Annotated in this window: 23 protein-coding genes; 21 read left to right on the top strand and 2 right to left on the bottom strand. The window is 46.1% G+C overall.

Annotation, left to right across the window (positions count from 1 at the left end; all coding sequences use genetic code 11):
* Positions 1 to 24 precede the first annotated feature (24 nt).
* The 13 genes from NZ043_RS03360 (at position 25) to NZ043_RS03300 (ending at position 12,732) form a co-directional block, all read left to right on the top strand.
* Positions 25 to 1,311 (top strand): opine metallophore biosynthesis dehydrogenase, encoded by a 1,287-nt coding sequence (locus NZ043_RS03360; RefSeq protein ID WP_339310652.1) that lies wholly within the window; start codon positions 25 to 27, stop codon positions 1,309 to 1,311.
* 244 nt (positions 1,312 to 1,555) lie between these two features.
* Positions 1,556 to 3,187: a nickel ABC transporter substrate-binding protein gene (nikA, locus tag NZ043_RS03355; protein ID WP_339310651.1), complete on the top strand. Its 1,632-nt coding sequence runs from the start codon at positions 1,556 to 1,558 to the stop codon at positions 3,185 to 3,187.
* A 13-nt stretch (positions 3,188 to 3,200) separates the two neighbouring features.
* Entirely contained in the window at positions 3,201 to 4,133 is a 933-nt protein-coding gene (gene opp1B, locus NZ043_RS03350; RefSeq protein ID WP_133387061.1) for a nickel/cobalt ABC transporter permease, read from the top strand.
* Positions 4,133 to 5,029, top strand: a complete 897-nt coding sequence (gene opp1C, locus NZ043_RS03345) for a nickel/cobalt ABC transporter permease (RefSeq protein ID WP_133387062.1) — start codon at positions 4,133 to 4,135, stop codon at positions 5,027 to 5,029. The genes opp1B and opp1C overlap by 1 nt, the downstream gene beginning before the upstream one ends.
* Positions 5,010 to 5,819, top strand: a complete 810-nt coding sequence (locus tag NZ043_RS03340; protein ID WP_289390286.1) for an ABC transporter ATP-binding protein — start codon at positions 5,010 to 5,012, stop codon at positions 5,817 to 5,819. Before opp1C ends, NZ043_RS03340 begins: the two co-directional genes overlap by 20 nt.
* The gene (locus tag NZ043_RS03335; protein ID WP_339310649.1) at positions 5,820 to 6,572 is read left to right on the top strand and encodes an ABC transporter ATP-binding protein; all 753 of its coding nucleotides are present in this window, start codon (positions 5,820 to 5,822) and stop codon (positions 6,570 to 6,572) included. It begins immediately after the preceding gene.
* Between the two features lie 13 nt (positions 6,573 to 6,585).
* The gene (locus NZ043_RS03330; RefSeq protein ID WP_339310647.1) at positions 6,586 to 7,779 is read left to right on the top strand and encodes an MFS transporter; all 1,194 of its coding nucleotides are present in this window, start codon (positions 6,586 to 6,588) and stop codon (positions 7,777 to 7,779) included.
* A gap of 41 nt (positions 7,780 to 7,820) precedes the next feature.
* Positions 7,821 to 9,041: an MFS transporter gene (locus NZ043_RS03325; RefSeq protein WP_339312637.1), complete on the top strand. Its 1,221-nt coding sequence runs from the start codon at positions 7,821 to 7,823 to the stop codon at positions 9,039 to 9,041.
* Positions 9,042 to 9,600: 559 nt separating this feature from the next.
* Positions 9,601 to 10,797: a GTP-binding protein gene (locus tag NZ043_RS03320; protein ID WP_339310645.1), complete on the top strand. Its 1,197-nt coding sequence runs from the start codon at positions 9,601 to 9,603 to the stop codon at positions 10,795 to 10,797.
* Positions 10,798 to 11,154: 357 nt separating this feature from the next.
* The gene (rpsN, locus tag NZ043_RS03315; RefSeq protein ID WP_036605831.1) at positions 11,155 to 11,424 is read left to right on the top strand and encodes a 30S ribosomal protein S14; all 270 of its coding nucleotides are present in this window, start codon (positions 11,155 to 11,157) and stop codon (positions 11,422 to 11,424) included.
* Between the two features lie 44 nt (positions 11,425 to 11,468).
* Entirely contained in the window at positions 11,469 to 11,804 is a 336-nt protein-coding gene (locus NZ043_RS03310) for a DUF3024 domain-containing protein (RefSeq protein ID WP_165980400.1), read from the top strand.
* Positions 11,805 to 12,012: 208 nt separating this feature from the next.
* Positions 12,013 to 12,489, top strand: a complete 477-nt coding sequence (locus NZ043_RS03305; RefSeq protein WP_339310643.1) for a DUF2975 domain-containing protein — start codon at positions 12,013 to 12,015, stop codon at positions 12,487 to 12,489.
* Positions 12,490 to 12,498: 9 nt separating this feature from the next.
* Positions 12,499 to 12,732 carry a helix-turn-helix transcriptional regulator gene (locus tag NZ043_RS03300; protein ID WP_339310642.1) on the top strand — a complete coding sequence of 78 codons (234 nt, stop codon included), beginning with the start codon at positions 12,499 to 12,501 and terminating at the stop codon, positions 12,730 to 12,732.
* Between the two features lie 74 nt (positions 12,733 to 12,806).
* Here NZ043_RS03300 and NZ043_RS03295 read toward each other — a convergent pair whose 3' ends face one another.
* Entirely contained in the window at positions 12,807 to 13,664 is an 858-nt protein-coding gene (locus NZ043_RS03295) for an AraC family transcriptional regulator (RefSeq protein ID WP_256332425.1), read from the bottom strand.
* A 175-nt stretch (positions 13,665 to 13,839) separates the two neighbouring features.
* On the opposite strand from NZ043_RS03295, the gene NZ043_RS03290 reads away from it, so the two are divergent.
* Positions 13,840 to 15,912 carry a beta-galactosidase gene (locus tag NZ043_RS03290; RefSeq protein ID WP_339310639.1) on the top strand — a complete coding sequence of 691 codons (2,073 nt, stop codon included), beginning with the start codon at positions 13,840 to 13,842 and terminating at the stop codon, positions 15,910 to 15,912.
* A 132-nt stretch (positions 15,913 to 16,044) separates the two neighbouring features.
* Here NZ043_RS03290 and NZ043_RS03285 read toward each other — a convergent pair whose 3' ends face one another.
* Positions 16,045 to 17,088, bottom strand: a complete 1,044-nt coding sequence (locus NZ043_RS03285; protein WP_339310638.1) for a helix-turn-helix transcriptional regulator — start codon at positions 17,086 to 17,088, stop codon at positions 16,045 to 16,047.
* 237 nt (positions 17,089 to 17,325) lie between these two features.
* Here NZ043_RS03285 and modA point away from each other — a divergent pair, with 237 nt between their 5' ends.
* The 7 genes from modA (at position 17,326) to NZ043_RS03250 (ending at position 22,856) form a co-directional block, all read left to right on the top strand.
* Positions 17,326 to 18,198: a molybdate ABC transporter substrate-binding protein gene (gene modA, locus NZ043_RS03280; protein ID WP_339310636.1), complete on the top strand. Its 873-nt coding sequence runs from the start codon at positions 17,326 to 17,328 to the stop codon at positions 18,196 to 18,198.
* Positions 18,195 to 18,881 (top strand): molybdate ABC transporter permease subunit, encoded by a 687-nt coding sequence (modB, locus tag NZ043_RS03275; RefSeq protein WP_206105818.1) that lies wholly within the window; start codon positions 18,195 to 18,197, stop codon positions 18,879 to 18,881. Before modA ends, modB begins: the two co-directional genes overlap by 4 nt.
* A 273-nt stretch (positions 18,882 to 19,154) precedes the next feature.
* Positions 19,155 to 19,487, top strand: coding sequence for a hypothetical protein (locus tag NZ043_RS03270; RefSeq protein ID WP_017692504.1), 333 nt, complete (start codon positions 19,155 to 19,157; stop codon positions 19,485 to 19,487).
* A gap of 298 nt (positions 19,488 to 19,785) precedes the next feature.
* Positions 19,786 to 20,625, top strand: coding sequence for a transporter substrate-binding domain-containing protein (locus tag NZ043_RS03265; RefSeq protein ID WP_083677492.1), 840 nt, complete (start codon positions 19,786 to 19,788; stop codon positions 20,623 to 20,625).
* A 23-nt stretch (positions 20,626 to 20,648) separates the two neighbouring features.
* Complete coding sequence (locus tag NZ043_RS03260; RefSeq protein WP_339310634.1) at positions 20,649 to 21,392, top strand: amino acid ABC transporter permease; 744 nt, start codon at positions 20,649 to 20,651, stop codon at positions 21,390 to 21,392.
* Between the two features lie 4 nt (positions 21,393 to 21,396).
* Entirely contained in the window at positions 21,397 to 22,107 is a 711-nt protein-coding gene (locus NZ043_RS03255) for an amino acid ABC transporter permease (RefSeq protein ID WP_036673453.1), read from the top strand.
* Positions 22,104 to 22,856: an amino acid ABC transporter ATP-binding protein gene (locus NZ043_RS03250; protein ID WP_091020897.1), complete on the top strand. Its 753-nt coding sequence runs from the start codon at positions 22,104 to 22,106 to the stop codon at positions 22,854 to 22,856. Before NZ043_RS03255 ends, NZ043_RS03250 begins: the two co-directional genes overlap by 4 nt.
* Positions 22,857 to 22,915 lie beyond the last annotated feature (59 nt).

The following is a 22,915-nucleotide window of genomic DNA, read 5'->3' as shown; positions in this document are numbered from 1 at the left end:
GAACTTTGAATTAAGGAGGCTTATATGAGCAATCTTCAGCGAATTCTGTTACTTGGAACCGGGCCTGCATCCATTCAGCTTGCGGTAACGCTCAAAGATTATCTCAACTGCTTAATAGGCATTGCGGGGAGACAATCGGTTCGTTCAGCGTCCGTATTCTCAGCCCTCGAACAGAGCAATCAACGTATTCAGGTCAGCATTCAAAATGAGAAACATCAATCGCTCGCAGGTGAGTGTTTCGTTGATCATGTGTTCAAGGGATATGACATCATTGAGGGGGAATGGGATACACTCATTTTGGCGGTTACCACCGATGCTTATATCGATGTATTGGAAAAAATGAAAAATGAATTCATCAAACAACTGAAATGTATCATTTTGATTTCTCCAACGTTTGGGTCGAATCGACTCGTGACCCATTATATGAGAGAGCGGAATGCAACGCCGGAAGTGATCAGTTTCTCTACCTACCTTGGAGATACCCGTTGGATGCACGAACATCCGTCCAATCATGTGATTACTACAGGGGTGAAGAAAAAGGTCTATATCGGTTCCACTCGTTACCCGTCTGAAAAGGTCAGTATGTTACGCCAAGTTTATGAACGTTTGGGTATTGCGCTGGAAGTGATGCGATCTCCACTGGAGGCGGAAACGAGAAATATCTCGTTGTACGTTCATCCACCCTTGTTCATGAATGACTTCTCATTAGAAGCCATCTTTGGAGCTCCAGATACTCAGAAATACGTATACAAGATGTACCCTGAAGGTCCGATTACACAAGTTTTGATACGGGAAATGCGGGCACAGTGGCAGGAGATTATGAATATTACGGACCGACTTGATATTCAGGGAGTGAACCTGCTTCAATTCATGACGGATGACAACTATCCGGTTCGATTAGAGAGTATATCACGCCAGGATATCGAGAATTTCAATCAGCTGCAGGTCATTCATCAAGAGTATTTATTATACATACGGTACACTTCATTATTGATTGATCCATTCTCGGAACCCGATTCGGCAGGGAAATATTTTGACTTTTCAGCAGTCCCATTCCGCAAAACGTTCATGAACCGCGAAGGGGAGCTAGATATTCCCCGTATGCCCAAGGAAGATTACTACCGCATTAAAATCATCCAGGGCATTGCCAGACATCTCGATGTGAGCTGTCCAACCATTGATCAATTTATCGCCAGATATGAGGCAAAAATTCAGGAAGTAGCTGACGCACACCCGAATCAACGCTTGTCCGATGCCTTTGTCATCCAATCCTTTGACGAGGATATCCGCATGATTTGCACCGGCCTTTGACTTTGAGTAATTGGGTTAATTACATCTCAAATTAATCAAGTTGAACCTGATGTTTACATCATAACGAAGAGTGCAGAACCAATCTGAAGAAGCGAAGCGGTCGCCTTTATCCCCGGATTTTCTCTTTGGAAAAGAGATCAAAAAAATCTGGGGATAACAGTGATCGGAAGATGGTACTGCAATCGGAGTTGCCCGATGTAACCTACGAGGTCTGCTTGTAATTTCATCATCAGGAGGAAATGTTGTGAATAAAGGTAGTACTTTTAAATGGTTATTATTGCTGGTATCTGCCATTGCGCTGCTCGTCGGATGCGGACAGCAGAGCACAAAAGAGAAAGATGGCGCCCAAACGGAGCCTGCCAATAGCCAGGTACAAACGGAACTTATCTATGCTTCTGCCAAAGATATTAATGATATGAACCCCCATCTGTATACAGGCTCTATGCCTGCGCAAGGGATGGTATACGAGTCTCTGGTGGAAAACACGCCTGACGGAATCAAGCCATTGCTGGCGGAATCATGGGATATTTCCGAGGATGGGAAGACCTATACCTTTCATCTGCGACAAGATGTGAAATTCCATGATGGAGAGCCGTTCAACGCAGAGGCGGTTAAACAAAATATCGATGCAGTACAGGCGAATGCCGAAAAACATGCCTGGATCAAGCTTTCTACCAAAATCACAAGTGTAAAAGTTTTAGATGAGCACACGGTGGAGCTGACGCTATCGGAAGCCTATTATCCGGCACTGGTGGAATTGTCCATGACAAGACCTTACGTCTTCATATCACCCAAGGATTTCAAGGATGGCGGAACCAAAGACGGAGTAAGTGGTTTCCACGGTACAGGACCTTACAAGCTTACTGCTCATAAAGTCGAAGAGAATGCCACGTTTGAAGCCAATGAAGACTATTGGGGTGGTGCACCTGCAATCAAGAAGATCACATCCAAGGTCCTTCCGGCAGGTGAAACAACATTCCTGGGATTGCAAAAGGGAGAGATCAACTTTGTGTTCACCGATGACCGGGGAGCAGATAGTATCGATGTCGAAGCCATGGACCAATTGGCTGAATCCGGTGGTTATCAAGTGGTTCGAAGTGAAGCGATGAATACTAATATGATCGTAGCCAATAGCAGTCGCGAGAATAGTCCGGTTCAGGAAACGGCAGTGCGAGAAGCGCTATGGGTTGCCATTGATCGCGAAACGATCAGTAAGGATATTTTCAACGGAACGCAGACTGTAGCGGACACGCTATTTTCAGCCAATGTCAATTACGCCAAGGTAGACCTGAAGAAACGGGATTATGATCCGGAAATGGCTAAAAATCTTTTGGACCAAGCTGGCTGGACATTGGCGGATGGTAAAGAGGTGAGAACGAAGAACGGTCAGCCTTTAGCCATGAAACTATACTATGACAGCAACTCGTCTTCACAGAAAGTACAGGCTGAATTGATCCAGTATTCGATGAAAGAATTGGGTGTTCAGCTTGAGATTGTGGGCGAAGAATCCACTTCCATTGCGAATCGGAGAGCCACCGGGGAATATGACCTGCTCTTTAATCAAACCTGGGGACTGGCCTATGATCCACAAAGTACCATTGCGGCATTTACGTCCGATTCGGCATACAAGCATACGACAAGCGGAATTGCCAAAGCAGATGAATTGTACAAGAAAATCGATGCGGTCATGGTTTCCACGGATGAGGCTTCACGCCAATCCCTGTATGCCGACATTATGAAGATCGTCCATGATGAAGCGTTGTTCATTCCGATTACCAACGGACGTGTCACCGTAGTTGCTCCTGAGAATCTCGATGGAATCTCATTCAAACAGACTCAATATGAACTACCTTTTGAAAAAATGAATTTTAAATAGAGCGGAGATGGATATGGGAAGTTATATCGTCAAAAGGATTCTGTTAACCATCCCTTTACTGATTATCATTTCATTTATAACGTTTGTTCTGATTAATCTATCTCCCTTGGACCCGGCGGTTGTTGTGTTACAGGCACAGGAAGTTCCGCAGATCACAGAGGAATTAATTGCCCAGACCAACAAGGCATTGGGGTTCGATCAGCCGTTCATGATCCAGTATGTGAACTGGATTATGGCTGTTGTGCAGTTGGACTTTGGCAATTCTTATGTATCTGGTGAACCCGTATGGTCATTGATGGGGCCGGCTTTTATGAACACATTGAAGTTAACGCTTGTCTCATCGGTATTCATTATTGCGCTGTCCATTCTGCTGGGTGTGATCTGTGCCATGAGAGAAGGCAAGTTGCTGGATCGATCGGTCAGAGGCGTATCATTTTTCCTTACCGCCATGCCATCCTACTGGCTTGCAGCCATGATGATCTGGTATTTTTCCGTCAAGCTGGACCTGTTACCTACCAGCGGCATGGACTCGTATCGAAGCTACATTCTACCGGTGATTGTAATCACGGTGAGTTATACAGGCATTTATTTCCGAACGGTTCGAAGTTCCATGCTGAGCAATATGAATGAGGACTATGTATTATATGCAAGGGCAAGCGGTCTGAGCGAAAAGAAAGTAACCCTGCATATTCTGAGAAATTCATTACAGGTGGCTGTGTCCATCTTTTGCATGGCGATCCCGATCGTGCTGGGCAGTACGGTGGTCATTGAAAATGTATTTGCCTGGCCGGGGCTCGGAAGGCTCAGTGTAAAATCCATTTTAAGCAGGGATTTTCCGATTATTCAGGCGTATGTTCTGATGTTGGCTGTAACCTTTGTCTTGTTTAATACGTTATCCGACATCATTAATGCGGCGATGAATCCCCGGTTGAGAAAGGAATTCTGATGCGAATACTGAAAAATCTGAGCAAAGACAAGCTTGCGATGACCTCTTTGGTAGTGATTATGGTCACGATTATGGCGGGCGTACTGGCTCCGCTTATTGCGCCGCATGATCCTGGACAAGTGAACATGAAGCTTCGGTATGCCTCCTCATCCTGGGATTATCTATTAGGCAATGATCATCTGGGTAGATGTGTATTATCTCGGCTTATCTATGGCATCCGTCCAAGTGTGTTATGGGTTCTGGTTGCGCTGAGCCTTTCTGTTCTGATCGGGGCCATTGTTGGATTCATCGCAGGTTACTTCAAGGGGAAAGTGGATGCGTGGATCATGAGAGTCTGTGACATTATGCTTTCTTTCCCCGGATACGTAATGACACTGGCGGTGGTTGGCATTCTGGGTGCAGGACTGGAGAATATTTTGATTGCCTTTGTGTGGATGAAATGGGCCTGGTTTGCCCGCGTTATTCGAACATCTGTGATGCAATTCTCTGATATGGATTATGTAAAATTCGCTAAAGCCTCCGGCACGCCTAATCTGAGAATTATAACCAAACATATTGTTCCGGTTACATTTGCCGATATTGCTGTCATTGCCAGCGGTTCCATGTGTTCGATGATGTTGCAGATCTCCGGCCTTTCCTTTCTGGGGCTTGGAATCCAGGCTCCGCATGCGGAGTGGGGCATGATGCTCAATGAGGCGAGGGAAGTCATGTTCTCCAGACCTGAGTTGATGTTGGCACCAGGCCTGGCCATTGTGGTGGTGGTGTCTGCTTTTAATTTTTTATCGGATGCGCTTCAAGTGGCTCTGGACCCCAAATTGATGACCTCTCAAGGTAAGTCTGACAAGTCTTACGAAAGTGAGGTGAGAAAGGCCGCTTATGAATATAGTCGAGGTTAAACATTTGAAAGTATGGGACAGCAATACAGGCAAAGTGATCATTCATGACAGTTCATTTGAAGTCAAACAGGGAAGCTGTATGGCCATCGTGGGGGAAAGTGGTAGTGGGAAGTCCGTTACGTGCAGGGCCATCATGCGACTGAACAAGCCATGGATTCGCCAATCGGGCACAATGTCATTTCAGGGCGAAGACCTGAACCAGCTTTCGGAACCGGAGATGCGGCGTAAGCGGGGCAAGCATCTGTGTATGATTTTGCAGAATGGCATGAGTGCATTTGATCCTTCCTGTGTCATTGGTGTTCATATTCGGGAGACGCTTCAGCAACATTTTGGATGGAACACCCGTGAGATTGAACGGAAAATCATCGATGCCATGGAAAGCGTTATGCTCAGACATCCACGCGAGATTTTGAATCAATATCCACATCAGCTGTCCGGTGGGATGCTGCAACGAATCATGATTGCACTGGCATTGGTGCTGGAGCCTGATCTGATTATTGCGGATGAGCCAACAACGGCACTGGATACGATCTCCCAATATGAAGTGGTGGAGCAATTGATTCAATTACGTGAACGCATGGGCTGTTCCATGATGTTCATCTCCCATGATCTCGGCGTCGTCCAGAAGATTGCAGATGACGTGATGGTTATGAAAGACGGCAAGATCGTTGAGCGTGGCAGCATGCATTCTGTTTTGACAGAGCCGAAGCATGCCTATACGCAGTATCTGGTCTCTACCCGGCTGGAGCTGAGCAATCATTTTAAGGCGTTGATGCAGGGGGACTCCTAGATGCTAAAGGTGGAAGGTATCGAAAAATCATATAACCAAGGCGGACTGTTCTCCAAGCACAAACAACAAGTTTTGAAACAGGTTACCTTTGAATGCCAGCAAGGCGAATGTCTGGGCATCATCGGTGAAAGCGGAAGCGGAAAATCCACAATGGGACGGTTGATGCTGGGCATTGAACGCCCGGATCGTGGAACGATCTCGCTCGATGGTAAAGACGTACAGGATCGACGTGTACGGATGGGTAACATCAGCGCCGTTTTTCAAAATTATACGTCCTCCATCAATCCATTTCTTACCGTGGAAGCTGCCATTATGGAACCGATGCAAGCACAGCAAAAGCTGAGAAAGGATCAGGGTAATTCAGAGAAGGTGGATCTGTTGCTGAGCCAAGTTGGACTGGACCCTTCCTATAGATCCAAATATCCGCATGAACTATCGGGCGGGGAGGCTCAGAGAGTGTGCATTGCCAGGGCCATCTCCACCGCCCCTAAATGCATTGTGTTTGATGAAGCGATCAGCTCACTGGACGTATCTGTTCAGATTCAGGTGTTGCAATTGTTGAAAGAGCTGAAAGAAATCTACAAGCTGAGCTATGTTTTTATCACGCATGATATACAGGCGGCAGCTTATATCTGTGACAGGGTAATCATTTTCAGAGAGGGACAGGTTGTAGAAATCGTTCCGACCAAGCAACTTAAGGACGTACAGTCCGATTATGCGAAGCGATTATTGAAGCATTTAATACCATTTTAGGAGGAGCCCCATTGTGAGTGGAGCGATGTCTTGGCCTTTTCTACGTTTGTACATATTGGTTCTTCTATATTTCAGTGCCAATGCCATTCTTAACGTGATCATCCCATTACAAGGGGAGTCCTTGGGTGCGAGCGGTACAACGATTGGACTGATCATGGGCGCTTATATGTTTACAACGATGTTCTTCAGACCCTGGGCAGGTCGGATTATTCAAAAGCACGGACCGATCAAAATATTACGTCTGATTCTGATTATCAATGGATTTGCGCTGATTTTATATACCTTTACGGGACTTGGAGGTTATTTGCTTGCTCGTATTCTTCAGGGGGTATCCACGGCTTTCTTCTCCATGGCTTTGCAGATTGGCATTATTGATGCTCTTCCGGAGAAAGATCGGTCTCAGGGTATTTCCTATTATTCGCTATTCAGTTACATACCGGGGATCGTGGGGCCTGTGCTCGCATTGGGGATATGGCAGGCGGGAGGCATGGATTATTTTACAGTGGTTCTGATCGGCATTGCTGTCTGTACGGGCATCTTCGGATATACCGCCAAAATGGAACCAAACAAGGAGCAGCCTGCTGTGGATCCATCGGAGCAGAATGTGAGCATGTGGGAATCCTTTGGGCAGTTGGTGAAGAATCCATATTTATTTCGTTGCAGTGTGTTAATGCTCGCTGCTTCCGTTGTATTTGGCGCGATTACCACCTTTATTCCCCTGTATGCGAGCCAAGTACCAAACGGGAATGCCGGCGTATATCTGATGCTTCAGGCAGGAACGGTGGTACTGGCTCGAATTATGCTTAGGAAAAGGATTCCTTCCGATGGCAGTTGGCATTCTCCTTTCATGATGGGTACCATGTGTCTGCTCGCCGTAGCTGCGCAATGTGTCAGTTTTGCCGTGACAGGCGGGGTGGTCTTTTTCTATGTGGGTGCTGTATTCATGGGAATCGGTCAGGCGATCCTGTATCCGACACTCACGACCTATTTATCTTTTGTGTTGCCTAAGCTGAATCGGAACGTTCTGATCGGGTTATTTATCGCGATGGCGGATCTGGGTATTTCTCTGGGTGGTGTGATTATGGGACCCGTCGCTGACTTCTCTTCCTATTCATTTATGTACATGATCTGTGCTATCCTAGGAGCGGTAATGATCGTTTTTGCCTATGAACGGCGTAGACCCGTTACAGGTACATCTGTGAGTTGACTGCCAGAAGAGAAAGTGGTGACAAACGTTTGAAGGCTTCAATGACGGCAACATCCAATGGAAAATTAAATCCGGTATCCTTTTCGTTTATCCGGTTTTATATGCTGGCCTTTTTATTTTTTGCTGCGAATTCTGCTTTGACGATTATTCTGCCTTTGCGAAGCGAGGCCGCCGGATTGAATCAGGCTGAGATTGGTCTGATGATGGGGGCATACATGTTCACCTGTATGCTCTTGAGACCTTTTGCAGCACAGCTGCTGGGCAAGCATGGGCCGCTTCGTGTGATGCAATGGCTATTACTTTTACATGCCGGGACGTTGCTGCTGTTTGTTGTTTTTGGTGTGGAGACGTATCTGTGGTTGCGAGCCCTGCAAGGGGTGGCTACGGCCTTTTTCTCCATGACGATGCAGGCAGGCATTGTGGAAAAGCTGGAGGACAAAGACCGGGCACAAGGGTTGTCCATGTACACCCTGTTTACGATGGTTCCTTCTCTGGTCATTCCGATCCTCGCCATACAAATCTGGGAAAATGCCAGTGATCTAGCGTTTACGCTGCTGATGATCGGACTGGCGGCGCTGCCACTTCTGATTGGATATAATGTGGATCTGCCCCGGAGTACCGTGCAGAACAAATCGTATACCTTGGGTGATATGTTTCGTTCATTCGGCGGCATCTGGCGTAGCACGCCACTGCTGATTAGCAGTGTGGTGATGTTGTTTGCGTCCTGCGTTTTTGGAGCAACAGCGACCTTCCTTCCCCTGTATATGGTATCCACCGGAACGGCGAGTGCTGGGGTATTTCTGACGATACAGGGATTGGTTGTGATCCTGTGCAGGTTTATTTTACGTAAAAAAATTCCGTCCGACGGTAGCTGGAATACTTGGCTGATGGCAGGATTAATGCTGTGTGCAGCACTGGGAACCCAGTTACTCAGCCTGATGGAGATCATCGGGCCATTGGTGTATCTCTCCGCGGTGTTCAGCGGTTTTGCCTTGGCACTGTTGTACCCGACATTAACCACATATCTGTCTTTTGTGCTGCCTGCGGATTCCAGATATGTACTCATGGGGATCTTCATGTCCTCGTATGACCTTGGATTCTCTCTGGGAGGACTGGCGATGGGGCTCATTGTACAGGTGAGTTCGTATTCGACCATGTTTATGATCTGCACGTTGCTGTCTATTGCAGCGATGGTTCTGGTGTTGGTGTTCAGGCAACGGATGGAAGCGGGCAATAAGGCCAGATCTGTGGTGACTATATAAATTGAACTAAAGAACATTTACACGGATCACTCCGATGACAGAACAACCTTCCGATCGCTGTTATCCCCAGATTTTTTTGATTCCTTTTTATAAGGTTAAATCCGGGGATAGCGTATGCTTTCGAAGTAGCTTTCTTGCAGAAAGCTTGTAGGCGAAGTGTATGCTTTCGAAGTAGCTTTCTTGCAGAAAGCTTGTAGCTCCGCTTCTTTAGGTTTTTTCTGTCCTCTCCGTTTCGTGTAAATGTTCAGTTCAATCTATATAGTTTTGTTGAATATGTCCCGGTACAGGCGTACTTCTAATTTATATTGATAGTTCCGCTGTCTAGCCTATCCCGCATGTAGTGCGAATATTTACAGAGGAGGTTTATGACTCACTTCTTGCCAAAACGTATCATCAGGATGCGAAAGTGTAAGGGGCGGTCATCAACCTTTTTTTGCAGGTTGAATCAAAAATAGTTTGACAACGACCGTCCAACAGGATTATAGTCATTGTTGTTAATCGTAATAATTACTATTAAAGTCTGGATTACGCAGACTGCACATATAAGGAGTAGATTTCTATGACACAAAAGCAAGTTCCGGTAACCGTACTGAGTGGTTACCTCGGTTCAGGGAAAACGACGGTTTTGAATCATGTGTTGAACAACAGACAAGGGCTTAAGGTTGCCGTGATCGTTAACGACATGAGCGAGGTCAATATTGATGCTGCGCTGGTTAAGGGGGAGGCAACCTTGTCTCGAACTGAAGAGAAGTTGGTGGAGTTGTCCAACGGCTGTATCTGCTGCACCTTGCGGGATGATCTGATGCAGGAGATTGAGAAGCTGGTGAACGAAGGCAAGTATGATTATATTTTGATCGAATCCACTGGCATCAGTGAACCTGTTCCAGTTGCACAGACCTTTACATACGCCGATGAGGAGTCGGGTATTGATCTGACTCGTCTGGCCCGATTGGATTGTCTGGTAACGGTGGTGGATGCCAATCGATTCTGGCATGATTTTGGATCAGGACAGAGTCTTCTGGATCGTAACCAGGCGACCGGAGATGAGGACACCCGTGATGTCGTAGACTTGTTGATTGATCAGATTGAAACCTGTGATGTGCTGCTGCTGAACAAATGTGATCTGGTCGATGACACCGAGCTGAACAAGCTCGAAGGGGTCATCCGCAAGTTACAGCCTAACGCCAAGATCATTCGGACTGAGAACGGACAGGTGAATCCGTCTGAGATTCTGAACACAGACCGCTTTGATTTTGAGAAGGTGAGCATGTCCGCTGGATGGATTCAGGAGTTGGAGAAGGAGTCGCATACACCGGAAACCGAGGAATATGGCATTGGTTCCTTTGTATATCGTCGCAGAAAGCCGTTCCATCCTTCCCGTCTGGCTGAATTCATGAGTTACTGGCCAGAAGAAGTGGTACGTGCCAAAGGTTTGGTATGGCTTGCGGCCGAAGGCGATGTTGCTGCAAGCCTGAGTCAGGCAGGACCATCCATTCAATTTGGTCCTGCGGGACATTGGATCGCGGCGTTGCCGGAAGCGGACAAGCAAGAGATTTTGCGTAACGAGCCGGATGTTCTGGAGAAATGGGATGCCCAGTGGGGAGATCGGCAGACAGAGCTTGTCATGATTGGGATCGACATGGAACGTGCCAGTATTGAAGATGAGCTTGATCAGTGTCTACTCAGTGATGAAGAAATGCTGGGCGACTGGGGCCATTTCGACAATCCACTGCCATGGCCTGTGGAAGTCTTATAACTCGGAAGATGATGTTCTGCATTGGGAGTAGCGCTGTATAAGCACATCTATATAAATTGAAATAAACATTTACACAAAACGGAGAGGACAGAAAGGACCTGAAGAAGCGGAGCTACAAGCTTTCTGCAGGAAAGCTACTTCGAAAGCATACACTTCGCCTACAAGCTTTCTGCAAGAAAGCTACATCGGAAGCATACGCTATCCCCGGATTTAACCTTTATAGAAGAAATCAAAAAAATCTGGGTATAACAGCGATCGGAAGGTTGTTCTGTCATCGGAGTGTGTAGTGTAAATATTCTTTAGTTCAATTTATATAGAAAAATAAACATAAATTCAATGGATAAGGAGCTGTAATTCATGGCTAAAAAATCAAAAGTGGTACGTGAGAAGCAACGTCAGGCGATCGTAGCAAAATATGCGGACCTGCGCCGGGAACTGAAGGAAAAAGGGGATTACGAGGCATTGCAGAAATTGCCGCGGAATGCATCTCCGACTCGTTTGAAGAACCGTTGTGAAGTGACAGGCCGCCCGCGGGGTTATCTACGCAAGTTCAAGGTATCTCGAATTAAGTTCCGTGAATTGGCTCATCAAGGTCAGATTCCTGGTGTAACTAAATCCAGCTGGTAAAATGATCAAGGGTTGCGTATTTTGCTGAAAGGATGTGCATCTTCATGCTGGACTTGTTTACGTTACGGAGAATTGAGTCCGTAATGAACGGATATATTCACGAGAAGGTACCTGCGCCACTGCGTACGATGGTGAAGCTGACATATGAGATGAATGACAATGAATTGATCCTGACCGAAGAAAGACCCGCCGAGGAACGGTATCAATGGGATAAGATGCATATTGCCCGATTTTACTGGGAAGAAAATCAGTGGAAAGTGTATGCCAGAGATGAACAGAGCAGCTGGAATCCGGTAGATGATATTACACCTTGTTCTGATTTTGAGAATGTGCTCGAGCAGGTGGAACGGGATGAAGCTGGACTGTTCTGGCGTACATGAGCGAGTTCAAAGATAACCACATTCAGTGGCTATCTTTGGGCTTTTTTTGTGTCCAAGAATCACTGAAGCAAAGAGAGATGCGATTTTTTGATCTTCCTTTCTTAATGGGCAAAAGAATAAATAAAATCTGTTTTACAATAAAAATTTATTGTAAAACGATAAATATTATGATAAATTCATATCACTTAAAACAAGTGAGGTGCTTTTTGTGAAGCGAGGTACAACCATATTTTTAAAATTAGCTGTGTTGCTTATTGCTGTTCCCATTCTTGCCTTATGTATATTCGGTATACCCTGGTTAGCAAACAATCCGGTGAATCCGAATTATGCAGGTGCACTATACCCCATAGTGATTATTATGTATGTGTCAGTTATTCCGTTTATTGTTGCACTGTACCAAGCATTCCGTCTGTTGAGCTACATCGACAAAAATGAAGCGTTCTCTCTAATGTCAGTGAAATCCTTAAAAACAATAAAATATTGTGCTATTGTAATCAGTAGTCTCTATTTTGTGATGTTGCCATTTGTGTATGTTGTAGCAGAGAAAGATGATGCCCCAGGCCTCATTCTTATGGGGATGGTTCCTATTTTTGCTTCATTAGTCATCGCAGTGTTTTCCGCTGTGCTCCAAAGATTGTTACAGGAAGCGATTGATATCAAATCAGAAAATGACCTAGTGGTCTGAGGTGAATATATGGCCATTATAATCAATATTGATGTGATGTTGGCAAAGCGGAAAATGACGGTTACCGAGCTTGCAGAGAGAGTTGAGATCACGATCGCCAATATTTCCATATTAAAAACAGGAAAAGCAAAAGCGATCCGTTTATCCACTCTGGATGCCATCTGTAAAGCACTGGATTGTCAGCCTGGAGATATATTGGAATACAAAGCTGACGAGGACGAAGATACAAATGATCATTTTTGAAAAATGACCGAAGAAGACTCTGCATGTTGTATGCAGAGTCTTCTTTTGCGTCAGCTTGTTCAAGGAACATCTGACTATAACGAATGATTGTGCATTATTCGAAATTGCATGGGTGTTACGTTTTCCTGGGTTTTAAAACATCGGATGAAGTAGCTTGACTGAGAGAACCCCGTTTCCAGTGTAATTTGTTTAATGGAAAGGTTGGTTGTCGCGAGCAGTTGTTTCGCATGTAGTAGCCTGGATTCCAAGAGGAATTCCGGGAAAGAGATTCCAAACGTCTGACTGAACTTTCGGCTAAAGTATGTTGTACTGTATCCGGCAATCCCGGCAGCGTGGTCTAGTGTAATGTGCTCGTTACTATGGGAACGAATATAATTCCCTGCTTCACGAATTCGCTCGGAAGTGTGATTTAACGAAACATTGATTTGGCTCGCTGCGGATTGCAATCGGGTCAGAAGTTCATATAGAGCAGCTGCCACACTGTGCTCATCCTCCACCTGATAGCCTCTTCCTAGCTCCAGTATTCGATCCATGAGCGCGGTAACCACTGGAAAGTTGGAACATTGAAACAGCCAGGGCTCGTCAACGCCTTTTCCATTTAACAGCTCTTCGAGACGAATACCGTAGAAGTGAATCCAACGAATACTCCAAGGATCATCCAAATCTGAGTAGTAGGTTTGTCTGAGACCGGGGCCGTAGAGGAATCCCTGACCTCGTGTTAGCTCATAACGAGTGGTTCCCGTGTCCAGGAATCCTTTACCGTCCAGGACAAGGTGCAAATTGTAGCATTGATCTAAGTTGATATCTTTCGTTCGATATTCCCGATTCACATGATGCTTCGGAAAATCACTGTACCCTCCAATAAAATCGGGAAAACATACATGTCTGGGGAAAACCGGCTTGGGGAGAAAGATGTGTTCTTTCACGTGCATCCTCCATTTAAACGCAATATTTTTATGTAGTGAACTGAAATAGATTCAGCCCACTGTTATTTGAATATTCAGCAATGACAATATTTTATTATAAGTCGCATAATCTTGTCATTTATTATATGTGAAGGTTCCAATAGAATGGAGGCAATATGGCAGGTTAAGGGGGCAATTAAAGGTGGCAAAATCAATCCAATTGGATGAATTAAAAATGGGGGTCTGTTATTACCCTGAGCACTGGTCGGAAGCGTTGTGGGAGGACGATTTCCGTAGAATGAAAGAGATGAATATCACAGTTATTCGGATGGCTGAATTTGCATGGTCCATCTTTGAACCGGAAGAAGGTCAGTTCGATTTTAGTTTTTTCCAGAAGGCACTGGATCTGGCGCATCAATACGGTTTAAGCGTTATTTTGGGAACACCTACTGCAACTCCACCAGCATGGTTAACATCCAAATATCCTGAAGTATTAAACGCAAATAAGGACGGGGTATTGTATCAACACGGTATGCGACGCCATACCAACTACAGCAGCCCAATCTACAGACAGCAATGTGAGAAAATCGTGCGTAATATGGTGATTGCCTATAAAGATCATCCTGCTCTCATTGGATGGCAGATCGATAACGAATTCAATTGTCATATGGATGTTTTCTATGCTGAGGCTGACCATGTCGCCTTCCGTGAATGGCTTAAGAATCGTTATGAATCGTTGGAGAACCTGAACCAGGCTTGGGGAACCGTTTTCTGGAGTCAGACCTATACCGACTGGGAGCAAGTTCACCTTACCCGAAATATGGTCAGCCAATCGCCAAATCCTCACCTGGCATTAGATGAAAAGAGATTCATCTCAGCAAATACCATTTCATTTGCCAAACTTCAGGTGGAGATCATTCGGGAACTGGATCCGAAACATTGGATCACAACGAACGGTACGTTTGGACACTTGGATAATCATGAAATGACAGAAGACCTGTTGGATTTCTTCTCCTATGATTCGTATCCGCAGTTTGCCACGATCTTCCCAGGGACAGACGATAACTCACTACAAGATCGGGCCTGGAGCATGAAACTGTCGAACGTGCGCAATATGTCACCGAACTTCTGCGTCATGGAACAACAGTCTGGGCCAGGAGGCTGGGTCGACAGTATAGGCATGGGTACGCCAAGACCGGGACAGATCCGATTATGGTCGTATCAATCTGTTCTTCATGGAACAGATCTGCTCGTCTACTTCCGCTGGCGGACGGCAACATTTGGCACCGAGATGTACTGGCATGGCATCAATGATTACCATAATCAGCCCAACAGAAGGGTACGCGAGGTTGCACAAGTAGGGGAAGAGTTTGCCAAGATCGGGCGTGTTATTGCGGGCACTACATATCAAGCCGATGTTGCCATCCTGCAGGATTACGATAATATCTGGGACGGGGAGTTGGACGAGTGGCACGGTCCGCTTCAGCAACAGAGTGTACGCTCCTGGTATAAGCAGCTCCAGTATCGTCATATTCCGACGGACATGGTTACACTGCAACCAACGACAACACTGGAAGAGTTATCCGAATATAAGGTGATCATCTATGCTCACCCGGCCATCATGACAGACGAGACAGCAGAACTTCTCCAAGCCTATGTCAGTCAAGGAGGCACTCTGTTTTTCGGTGCTCGCACCGGATATAAGGATCTCAAGGGGCATTGTTATATGAGACCGTTCCCTGGGGCTGTCGCTGAGTTGTGTGGTGTAACCGTAGAGGACTTTACCTTAATCAAAGGAACCATTTCCGCAGCTGAGCTGCAATGGAAAGGGGCGAGTGAGCGACTTCAGGAGGGAACGTCAACGGCCGGATTTAACGAAGTTCTTCATGTGGAGCATCCTGACGTACAGGTCGTAGCCGAGTATGCATCCGAATATTATGCAGGTAGTCCTGCATTGACCAAACGTGCAGTAGGTCAGGGACAAGTATGGTATTATGGAGCGGCTTACAATGAACCGGTCGTAGATGCTCTCCTGGATGAAATAGGGCTATCTTCACCTGTGGATGACCTGGTAGAGGTACCGTCCGAAGTTGAGCTTGGTATCCGTTCCGGTAAGGATAAAGCTTATTTATTTTTACTCAACTACTCGGATCAACAAGTACCCATTAAGCTTAAGAAGCAAGCAAAAGAGTTACTGTCAGGTACAACACTTCAGAATGAGATCAACATGCCCGCGTATGGTGTGTTCATTTTTGAGATCGATTTGCCACATTAAGCAATCCATTCATCCATATATGCGTTATATATAGAAAGAAACACCAAAGACGCCTTGCAGCCATTGCAAGGCGTTTTGTATATGCATGATGTGATGTGTAACATATATTTAGCATGAACTTATTTCGTATAACTATGCTTCGTACAAAATTTCACCTGTCCGGGATACATCATATCCCTCGAATGATTGCAGTTCCTGCCTGAACTCCGGCGATTGGAGAATCCGCAGTACAGATTTTGTCCAGGCTTCATTACCTTGCTTCCTCAGCATGACTAGATCATAACGTTCCTGAACGAGCGGGATAAAATCAACCTGTCCCACAAGTCGCGCAGCCTTCTCAATGCCAACTCCGACATCAGCTTCGCCTGAACTGACTTTGGCCGCCACGCCCATGTGACTGGTTTCTTCGACTTGATATCCGATCAGACCTGCGGCAGGAATTCCATGCAGTCGAAGTTGCTCATCCAGCAATACTCTCGCACCAGAACCTATCTCCCGATTAGCTAGTCTCAGTTCAGGCTTGCTCAGATCGGTCCAATTCTGCAAGTTCTGCGGATTGCCACGCTGTACATACAGTCCGGCAGGACGTGATAGCAGGTTCACCACAACATAGGACCTTCCAGTCAGAATTTTGCGAATATACGGCAGATTATACTCACCGGTATCTCCGTCGAGCAGATGGGTGCTGACCAGATCGGACTCACCGCGATACATCGAGATAAGCCCATCCAGACTACCCATGAACGAGCGTAGCGGACGAATGTCCCGAGTTTGTTTTTCCATATGGCGCATTAGGATATCCAGACTGACATCCTGACCTGTTATGACCAGATGCCGTGGTACAGCAGTCATTGCATGAGCAGAACTCGCTGGAGTAATCGCATGCGCAGACCCTACAGGTGTAGTCAATTGTAAGGAAGTTCCCTGAAAATCACCCTGACCTGGATGAGTTCCTGATGCCGAGGTCTGATGAGGAGTCGGGATACGCTGACCTGAGGACTGAAGTTGTTTGGAGCGACGTTTATATGCCTCCAGATCGGTTGCATCAATTCGCATTTGTTTACCCACACGGTATGCGACGAGGTCTCCCTTTTTGATCAGGTCATAGACCGTCAGTTTCGATATTTTGAGCAGCTTGGATATTTCTTCGGTAGTGTAGGATTGCTCCTCCGTCATAAGTGAAGATCCTCCTTCAAAGGTATAGAGCAATTATGGTTTTGTTATGAATGTTTCTTGTACTATATCATTAATTGAGGGATGCCATAAACCTGAGAACACGCAATAAACGCATAGGACAGATAACAAAAATCAAATGTGATCTTAATCACCTTCCCATTTTTTTTGTCTTGTGTATAATTAGATATAATCAATTATAACTAGTTATAACCAAAGATAACGTTGGGGGAGAAATGAATGAGAAAGAGAATCGGATATGTGTTGGGAAGTATGTCACTGGGACTGGCTCTTGTATTGGCTGGTTGTGGCGCAAGCACGGGCACTACGGATACATCCACGGGTGCAGAACAAACGACCTCAACGCCAGCGGCAACAGGTGAAAGTTCGTCAGCAGGAAATACTGATCCGCAGGAAACGGTAGATCTGACAATCTCTGCGGCGGCCAGTCTGACCGATGCGATGAAAGAGATTGAAACCAATTATGAGCTAGCTAATCCTTATATAGAACTTAATTTTAACTTTGGCGCCTCGGGTGCCTTGCAACAGCAGATTGAACAGGGTGCCCCGGCTGATGTTTTTGTATCGGCGGCAACAAAAAATATGAATGCGCTAGTGGATGAAAACCTGATTGCATCGGGCGATCAGAAGAATTTGCTACAGAATTCACTGGTGGCCATAGTGCCAGCAGATGGGACCCACACAGTAACCAGTGAAACGGATCTCACCAGCGACTCCATCAAGACGGTAGCCATTGGGATTCCAGAAAGTGTTCCTGCGGGAACCTATGCCAAGGAAGCTCTGACCAATGCCAAGCTGTGGGATGAACTGGAAAGCAAGCTTGTGCAGGGGAAAGACGTTAGACAGGTTCTTCAATATGTAGAGACAGGTAACGCTGATGCAGGATTTGTATATAAAACGGATGCTCTTACTTCGGATCAGGTGAAAATTGCGTTTGAGGTGGACAAGAAAAGTTACACTCCCGCCAATTATCCAATAGGCATTATTGAAGGAACCAAACACCGTACAGAGGCCGAACAATTTTATGCGTATTTACAAACCCCTGAAGTGCTGGATATCTTCGCGAAATACGGATTCACAATTCCGGAATGAATGTGAACGCCATAGACTGGTCCGTATTCTGGTCACCGGTGCGCTTGTCACTTCAGGTTGCGCTGTTATCCAGCGTGGTGGCCACTGTGCTCGGAATTGCGATAGCCTGGAAGATGTCACGTTCTTCATTTCGAGGAAAGATCCTGCTGGAAACGGCATTTATGCTGCCGCTAGTCCTTCCCCCAACGGTGGTTGGATTTCTGTTACTTGTCATACTGGGGCGTAAAAGTCTGTTTGGACAATGGATTGAAGCCATATTCTCCGCTCCGGTTATTTTCACCTGGTGGGCTGCGGTAATTGCTTCGGTGGTGGTTGCTTTTCCACTTGTGTATCAGACGATGAAATCGGGATTCAGTGGTGTGGATCGGGATCTGGAAGATGCGGGTCGTTCGATTGGGGCGGATGAGTGGCAGGTTTTTCGTTACATCTCCCTGCCGCTCGCAGGCAGAGCATTGATGACCGCCTTCATCCTGGGCTTTGCCCGCGCACTCGGGGAATTCGGAGCCACACTGATGATTGCAGGGAATATTCCAGGCAAAACACAAACGGTACCCACGGCAATCTATGTCGCTGTGGATTCGGGCAATCAGACCATGGCTTGGGCATGGACTATTTCCATTATCATCATCTCGTTTATCATGTTACTGATGACCAGACAGCAGCGAGATGGAAAAAATGACTAATTTGATATGTGTTAATATTATATATAAAATGATGAAAAACTCGTTTTGAGGAAAGAACTTTTTTCCTTAACGCGGGTTTTTATTACCAATTTCATATGTACCAATATCAATATCCTGCCAAATTGGTCTTAATGGAAATGTAAAGCTGTTTTAACATAAAAAAATAAAAATTTTCCCAAAATTTAATCGTTCAGTACTCGCTTTCAGTGGGCTTGTTCCTGTAAGATAGAAGTAATGGATTCCAGCCAAGTACTGAAATAAGGAGAGACGACGATGAACACTAAATCTGATTGCGGCGTTTCGTTGCAAATCGATGACTATCTGGATCTTTTGCATTTTGCCATCCAAATTCAGGATCAGGAATGGCAACAATCCCTTATCCGCCAACTCAAAATATTTCAGACGGCGACGGAGCAGCAACGCACACCTGAAGAGGAATTATGGACACGGTTTGATTACATCAACAGCAAACTGACAGGTCTGTGCCACCAGATTCATGCCGCTCATTCCATGGACGAACGCAAGAAGTTCGAGGAACGGATCGGTCTCTTACAATTACAGCGAGTGGAAGTTGCACGTAAAATTAAATGGGCGAGTCGCAGATAGATGAGTAGTGTATACACCAAGTGATGCACCGCCAAAATGGTATAATCAGTGAGAGTCATACAAGAAGAAGCCATCCGCTAATCGATATTGGGGATGGCTTTTTCTTGTACTATAGAGAAGTTCTATAACCTTATCAGGATGTCCTATTAGTTTAGTTATTGCCCAAAGATGACTTGTAATGATATTCTTTGTTCAACCTAATTCCGACTATACAAGTAAGAATGGTTTGTTAATAGGGTAGAGGAATGGGAGTACACATCATATTCGCTGTGATAACAGCCTGTGGAGGAGATTGGGAATGGTTAAAAAACGGGGGATTCAAAAATTCCGGACAGCACTGCTGTTCATTACAATGCTGGCGGTACTGGCTGGATGCAGCACAGGAACTGCAAGCAATGATTCAGAATCTGCTTCGGCAGCAGGCGACACCAAAGTGAAAAAGATCATTGTAGGAACAGGTACACAGTTCCCAAATGTCTGCTTCATTGATGAGAATGGCAAGTTAACAGGTTATGATGTGGAACTGATCCGGGAGATCGACAAACGTTTGCCTGAATATGAATTCGAATTCAGCACGATGGATTTCAAAAACCTGCTGCTGAGTCTGGAAACGAAAAAAATTGACCTGATCGCTCACCAGATGGAAGTGAATGATGAGAGACAGGCCAAGTTCCTGTTTAATGATGAAGCCTATAATATTTTTCCAAATAAAATTGTCGTAAGTCAGAAAAATGAGGAAGTAAAATCGATTGAGGATCTCAAAGGGAAAAAACTGATTGTTGGTGCTACAAGTAATGCGGCTGTACTTGCTGAGAAATGGAATGCAGCGAATGGCAACGGGATTGATATCGTTTATTCCGGAGCGGGTGAGGATACCATTACCCAGATCAAAACAGGCCGGGTGGATGCCACCATCAGCACGCAGTTTGCCATTGATTATCAGAATAAGGCGGTTGATGCTCAGTTGAAAACGGTAGGCGATGCCCTCTCCAACTCCAAAGTGTACTTCATTCTGAACAAAGATGAGCAGGAGCTCAAAACCAAAGTGGACGAAGCGCTAAAAGCAATCAAAGAAGATGGAACGTTAGGCAAACTGAGCACTGAGTGGCTTGGAGCTGACTATACGGTTGAAGAGTAGTCTGAGAAAGGTGTGCAGCGGTAATGGGAAAATCATTTGATCTGTCATTGGTTCTGGATTTCATCCCGGAACTGCTACGATATTTGCATATAACACTGATTGTACTGGGTGGTTCCATCGTGCTCGGACTGGTGGGCGGCGTGCTTCTGGCCGTTCCCCGGTTGTATCGGATTCCGGTACTAAGCCAGTTGGCTACCCTGTACGTCTCATTCATGCGGGGCACACCGATCCTGATCAAATTGTTCCTGGTGTATTACGGACTTCCCGAGCTGCTCAAACCCATTGGCATCGACCTGTCGAGAACCGACCCGTTGTTATTTGTCATTGTGACCTATGCGCTTAGTGATGCGGCATCCTTTGCCGAGATCTTTCGCGGAGCGGTGCGCAGTGTGGATAAAGGCCAGACGGAAGCAGCCTATGCTGCAGGTATGACCACATTCCAGTCTTTTCGGCGGATTGTTGTTCCACAGGCACTGATTGTTGCTTTTCCGAACATGGCCAATACGTTAATCGGTTCATTGAAGGATACTTCTTTGGCCTTCTCCATTGGTGTCATGGATATGGTGGGCAGAGGGCAGACGTTAATTTCGGCTACATCGCACGCACTTGAGGTGTATATCAGTCTGTCTGTGGTCTATTATGTCATTGTCATTGTGCTTGAAAAAGGATTTGCCTTTGCAGAACGCAGACTCCAGCGTCATGAACGCAAAAGAGTTGTACACAAACCGGCAATTCGAGCCGAACGCCTGAAACGAATAGCGGGGTGAGCATATGTCGATTGATCTCCAGTTTATCTATACATCTTTTTTTCAAATCCTGAAGGCATTGCCACTGACACTTGTCATTACGATTGTTCCGTTGATTGCAGGCTTCGGAATCGGTCTGGCTACAGCTCTGATCCGTATCTATCGCGTGCGGTGGATTCACCGTATTGCTGACTTCTACGTTTCTTTCCTGCGTGGAACACCGATGCTGATGCATCTATTCCTCATCTATTACGGCATTCCGATGATTATCGATAAGCTAGCGGAACGTTACGGTTGGGCTTTTCAATCCTCGTCGATTCCAATTCTCGTATTTGTACTGATTGCTTTCTCGCTCACTGCGGGCGCCTATATGTCCGAGATTATCCGTTCAGGTATTCTTGCTGTGGATATCGGCCAGATGGAGGCGGCTCACGCTGTAGGCATGAGCACATTCCAGGCTTTAAGGCGTATCATCATCCCTCAAGCGATCGGGGCTGTATTGCCTAACCTGTGCAGTATGTTTGTTGGGTTCCTGCATGGATCAACACTCGCTTTTACCGTGTCTCAGATGGATATACTCGGTAAAGCGGATGTGGTGGCATCCGTCAGTCTGAAGTTTCTGGAGGCCTTTATCGCCGCAGCGTTTATCTACTGGGGGCTGACCATCATTGCCGAGCGGATCACTGCTCTGCTTGAGCGTCGGGTTGCCGTGTACAGCAAAGGAGGCGTGTCATGATTACACTAACAAACATACACAAAACTTTTGGCAAGCAGGAAGTATTGAAGGGAATTGATCTGACCGTGGAACAGGGCGATGTCGTAGCGATCCTTGGACCGAGCGGATCAGGTAAAACAACGCTGCTGCGCTGCGTCAATTTTCTGGAACGTGCCGATGAGGGCGAGGTTCAGATCAGTGGATTAAGCGTCGATTGCAAGCATGCACGCAAACATGACATTGTGCAGTTGAGACGAAAAACGGCGATGGTGTTCCAGCATTATAATCTGTTCAAACACAAGACAGTGCTGGATAACGTCACCGAGGGATTAATTATTGCCCAGAAAATGTCCAAAGCCGATGCCCGCACGCGTGCCTTGCGCGTGCTTGAACAAGTCGGACTGTCTGCCAAAATCAATGAGTATCCAAGTATGTTGTCAGGTGGACAACAGCAACGGGTGGGCATCGCCAGAGCGCTGGCACTGAATCCCGAAGTGATTTTGTTTGATGAACCGACATCAGCGCTGGACCCCGAGCTTGTGGGTGAGGTGTTGTCTGTCATCCGCTCCATTGCTCAGGAGGGGATCACCATGATTGTAGTCACCCATGAAATGGGGTTTGCCCGTGAGGTGGCAAATCGGGTTGTTTTCATGGATGGAGGTTCCGTTGTGGAGGAAGGAACCCCGGAGGAGGTGTTTGTACGTCCCAAGCAGGAACGTACTCGCCAATTCCTCAGTCGATATTCTTCGGACTGGAGTTATGTCATCTGACGATATAGGCGCAAGCTGTAGTAACTGACGATCCCGGCCCGGCATATGCTGTAACAGGC

Source organism: Paenibacillus sp. FSL k6-2145, from assembly GCF_037976585.1.
Classification (GTDB): Bacteria; Bacillota; Bacilli; order Paenibacillales; family Paenibacillaceae; genus Paenibacillus.
This window is presented reverse-complemented; position numbering and strand designations above follow the sequence as displayed.

Coding starts and splice junctions, on each gene's coding strand:
- modA (WP_339310636.1), top strand. CDS start 17,326: ATGAGAAAGAGAATCGGATATGTGTTGGGAAGTATGTCACTGGGACTG.
- NZ043_RS03335 (WP_339310649.1), top strand. CDS start 5,820: ATGCTAAAGGTGGAAGGTATCGAAAAATCATATAACCAAGGCGGACTG.
- rpsN (WP_036605831.1), top strand. CDS start 11,155: ATGGCTAAAAAATCAAAAGTGGTACGTGAGAAGCAACGTCAGGCGATC.
- NZ043_RS03260 (WP_339310634.1), top strand. CDS start 20,649: ATGGGAAAATCATTTGATCTGTCATTGGTTCTGGATTTCATCCCGGAA.
- NZ043_RS03300 (WP_339310642.1), top strand. CDS start 12,499: ATGGCCATTATAATCAATATTGATGTGATGTTGGCAAAGCGGAAAATG.
- NZ043_RS03255 (WP_036673453.1), top strand. CDS start 21,397: ATGTCGATTGATCTCCAGTTTATCTATACATCTTTTTTTCAAATCCTG.
- opp1C (WP_133387062.1), top strand. CDS start 4,133: ATGCGAATACTGAAAAATCTGAGCAAAGACAAGCTTGCGATGACCTCT.
- NZ043_RS03320 (WP_339310645.1), top strand. CDS start 9,601: ATGACACAAAAGCAAGTTCCGGTAACCGTACTGAGTGGTTACCTCGGT.
- NZ043_RS03295 (WP_256332425.1), bottom strand. CDS start 13,664: ATGCACGTGAAAGAACACATCTTTCTCCCCAAGCCGGTTTTCCCCAGA.
- NZ043_RS03270 (WP_017692504.1), top strand. CDS start 19,155: ATGAACACTAAATCTGATTGCGGCGTTTCGTTGCAAATCGATGACTAT.
- opp1B (WP_133387061.1), top strand. CDS start 3,201: ATGGGAAGTTATATCGTCAAAAGGATTCTGTTAACCATCCCTTTACTG.
- NZ043_RS03360 (WP_339310652.1), top strand. CDS start 25: ATGAGCAATCTTCAGCGAATTCTGTTACTTGGAACCGGGCCTGCATCC.
- NZ043_RS03285 (WP_339310638.1), bottom strand. CDS start 17,088: ATGACGGAGGAGCAATCCTACACTACCGAAGAAATATCCAAGCTGCTC.
- NZ043_RS03310 (WP_165980400.1), top strand. CDS start 11,469: ATGCTGGACTTGTTTACGTTACGGAGAATTGAGTCCGTAATGAACGGA.
- NZ043_RS03250 (WP_091020897.1), top strand. CDS start 22,104: ATGATTACACTAACAAACATACACAAAACTTTTGGCAAGCAGGAAGTA.
- modB (WP_206105818.1), top strand. CDS start 18,195: ATGAATGTGAACGCCATAGACTGGTCCGTATTCTGGTCACCGGTGCGC.
- NZ043_RS03340 (WP_289390286.1), top strand. CDS start 5,010: ATGAATATAGTCGAGGTTAAACATTTGAAAGTATGGGACAGCAATACA.
- NZ043_RS03325 (WP_339312637.1), top strand. CDS start 7,821: ATGACGGCAACATCCAATGGAAAATTAAATCCGGTATCCTTTTCGTTT.
- NZ043_RS03265 (WP_083677492.1), top strand. CDS start 19,786: ATGGTTAAAAAACGGGGGATTCAAAAATTCCGGACAGCACTGCTGTTC.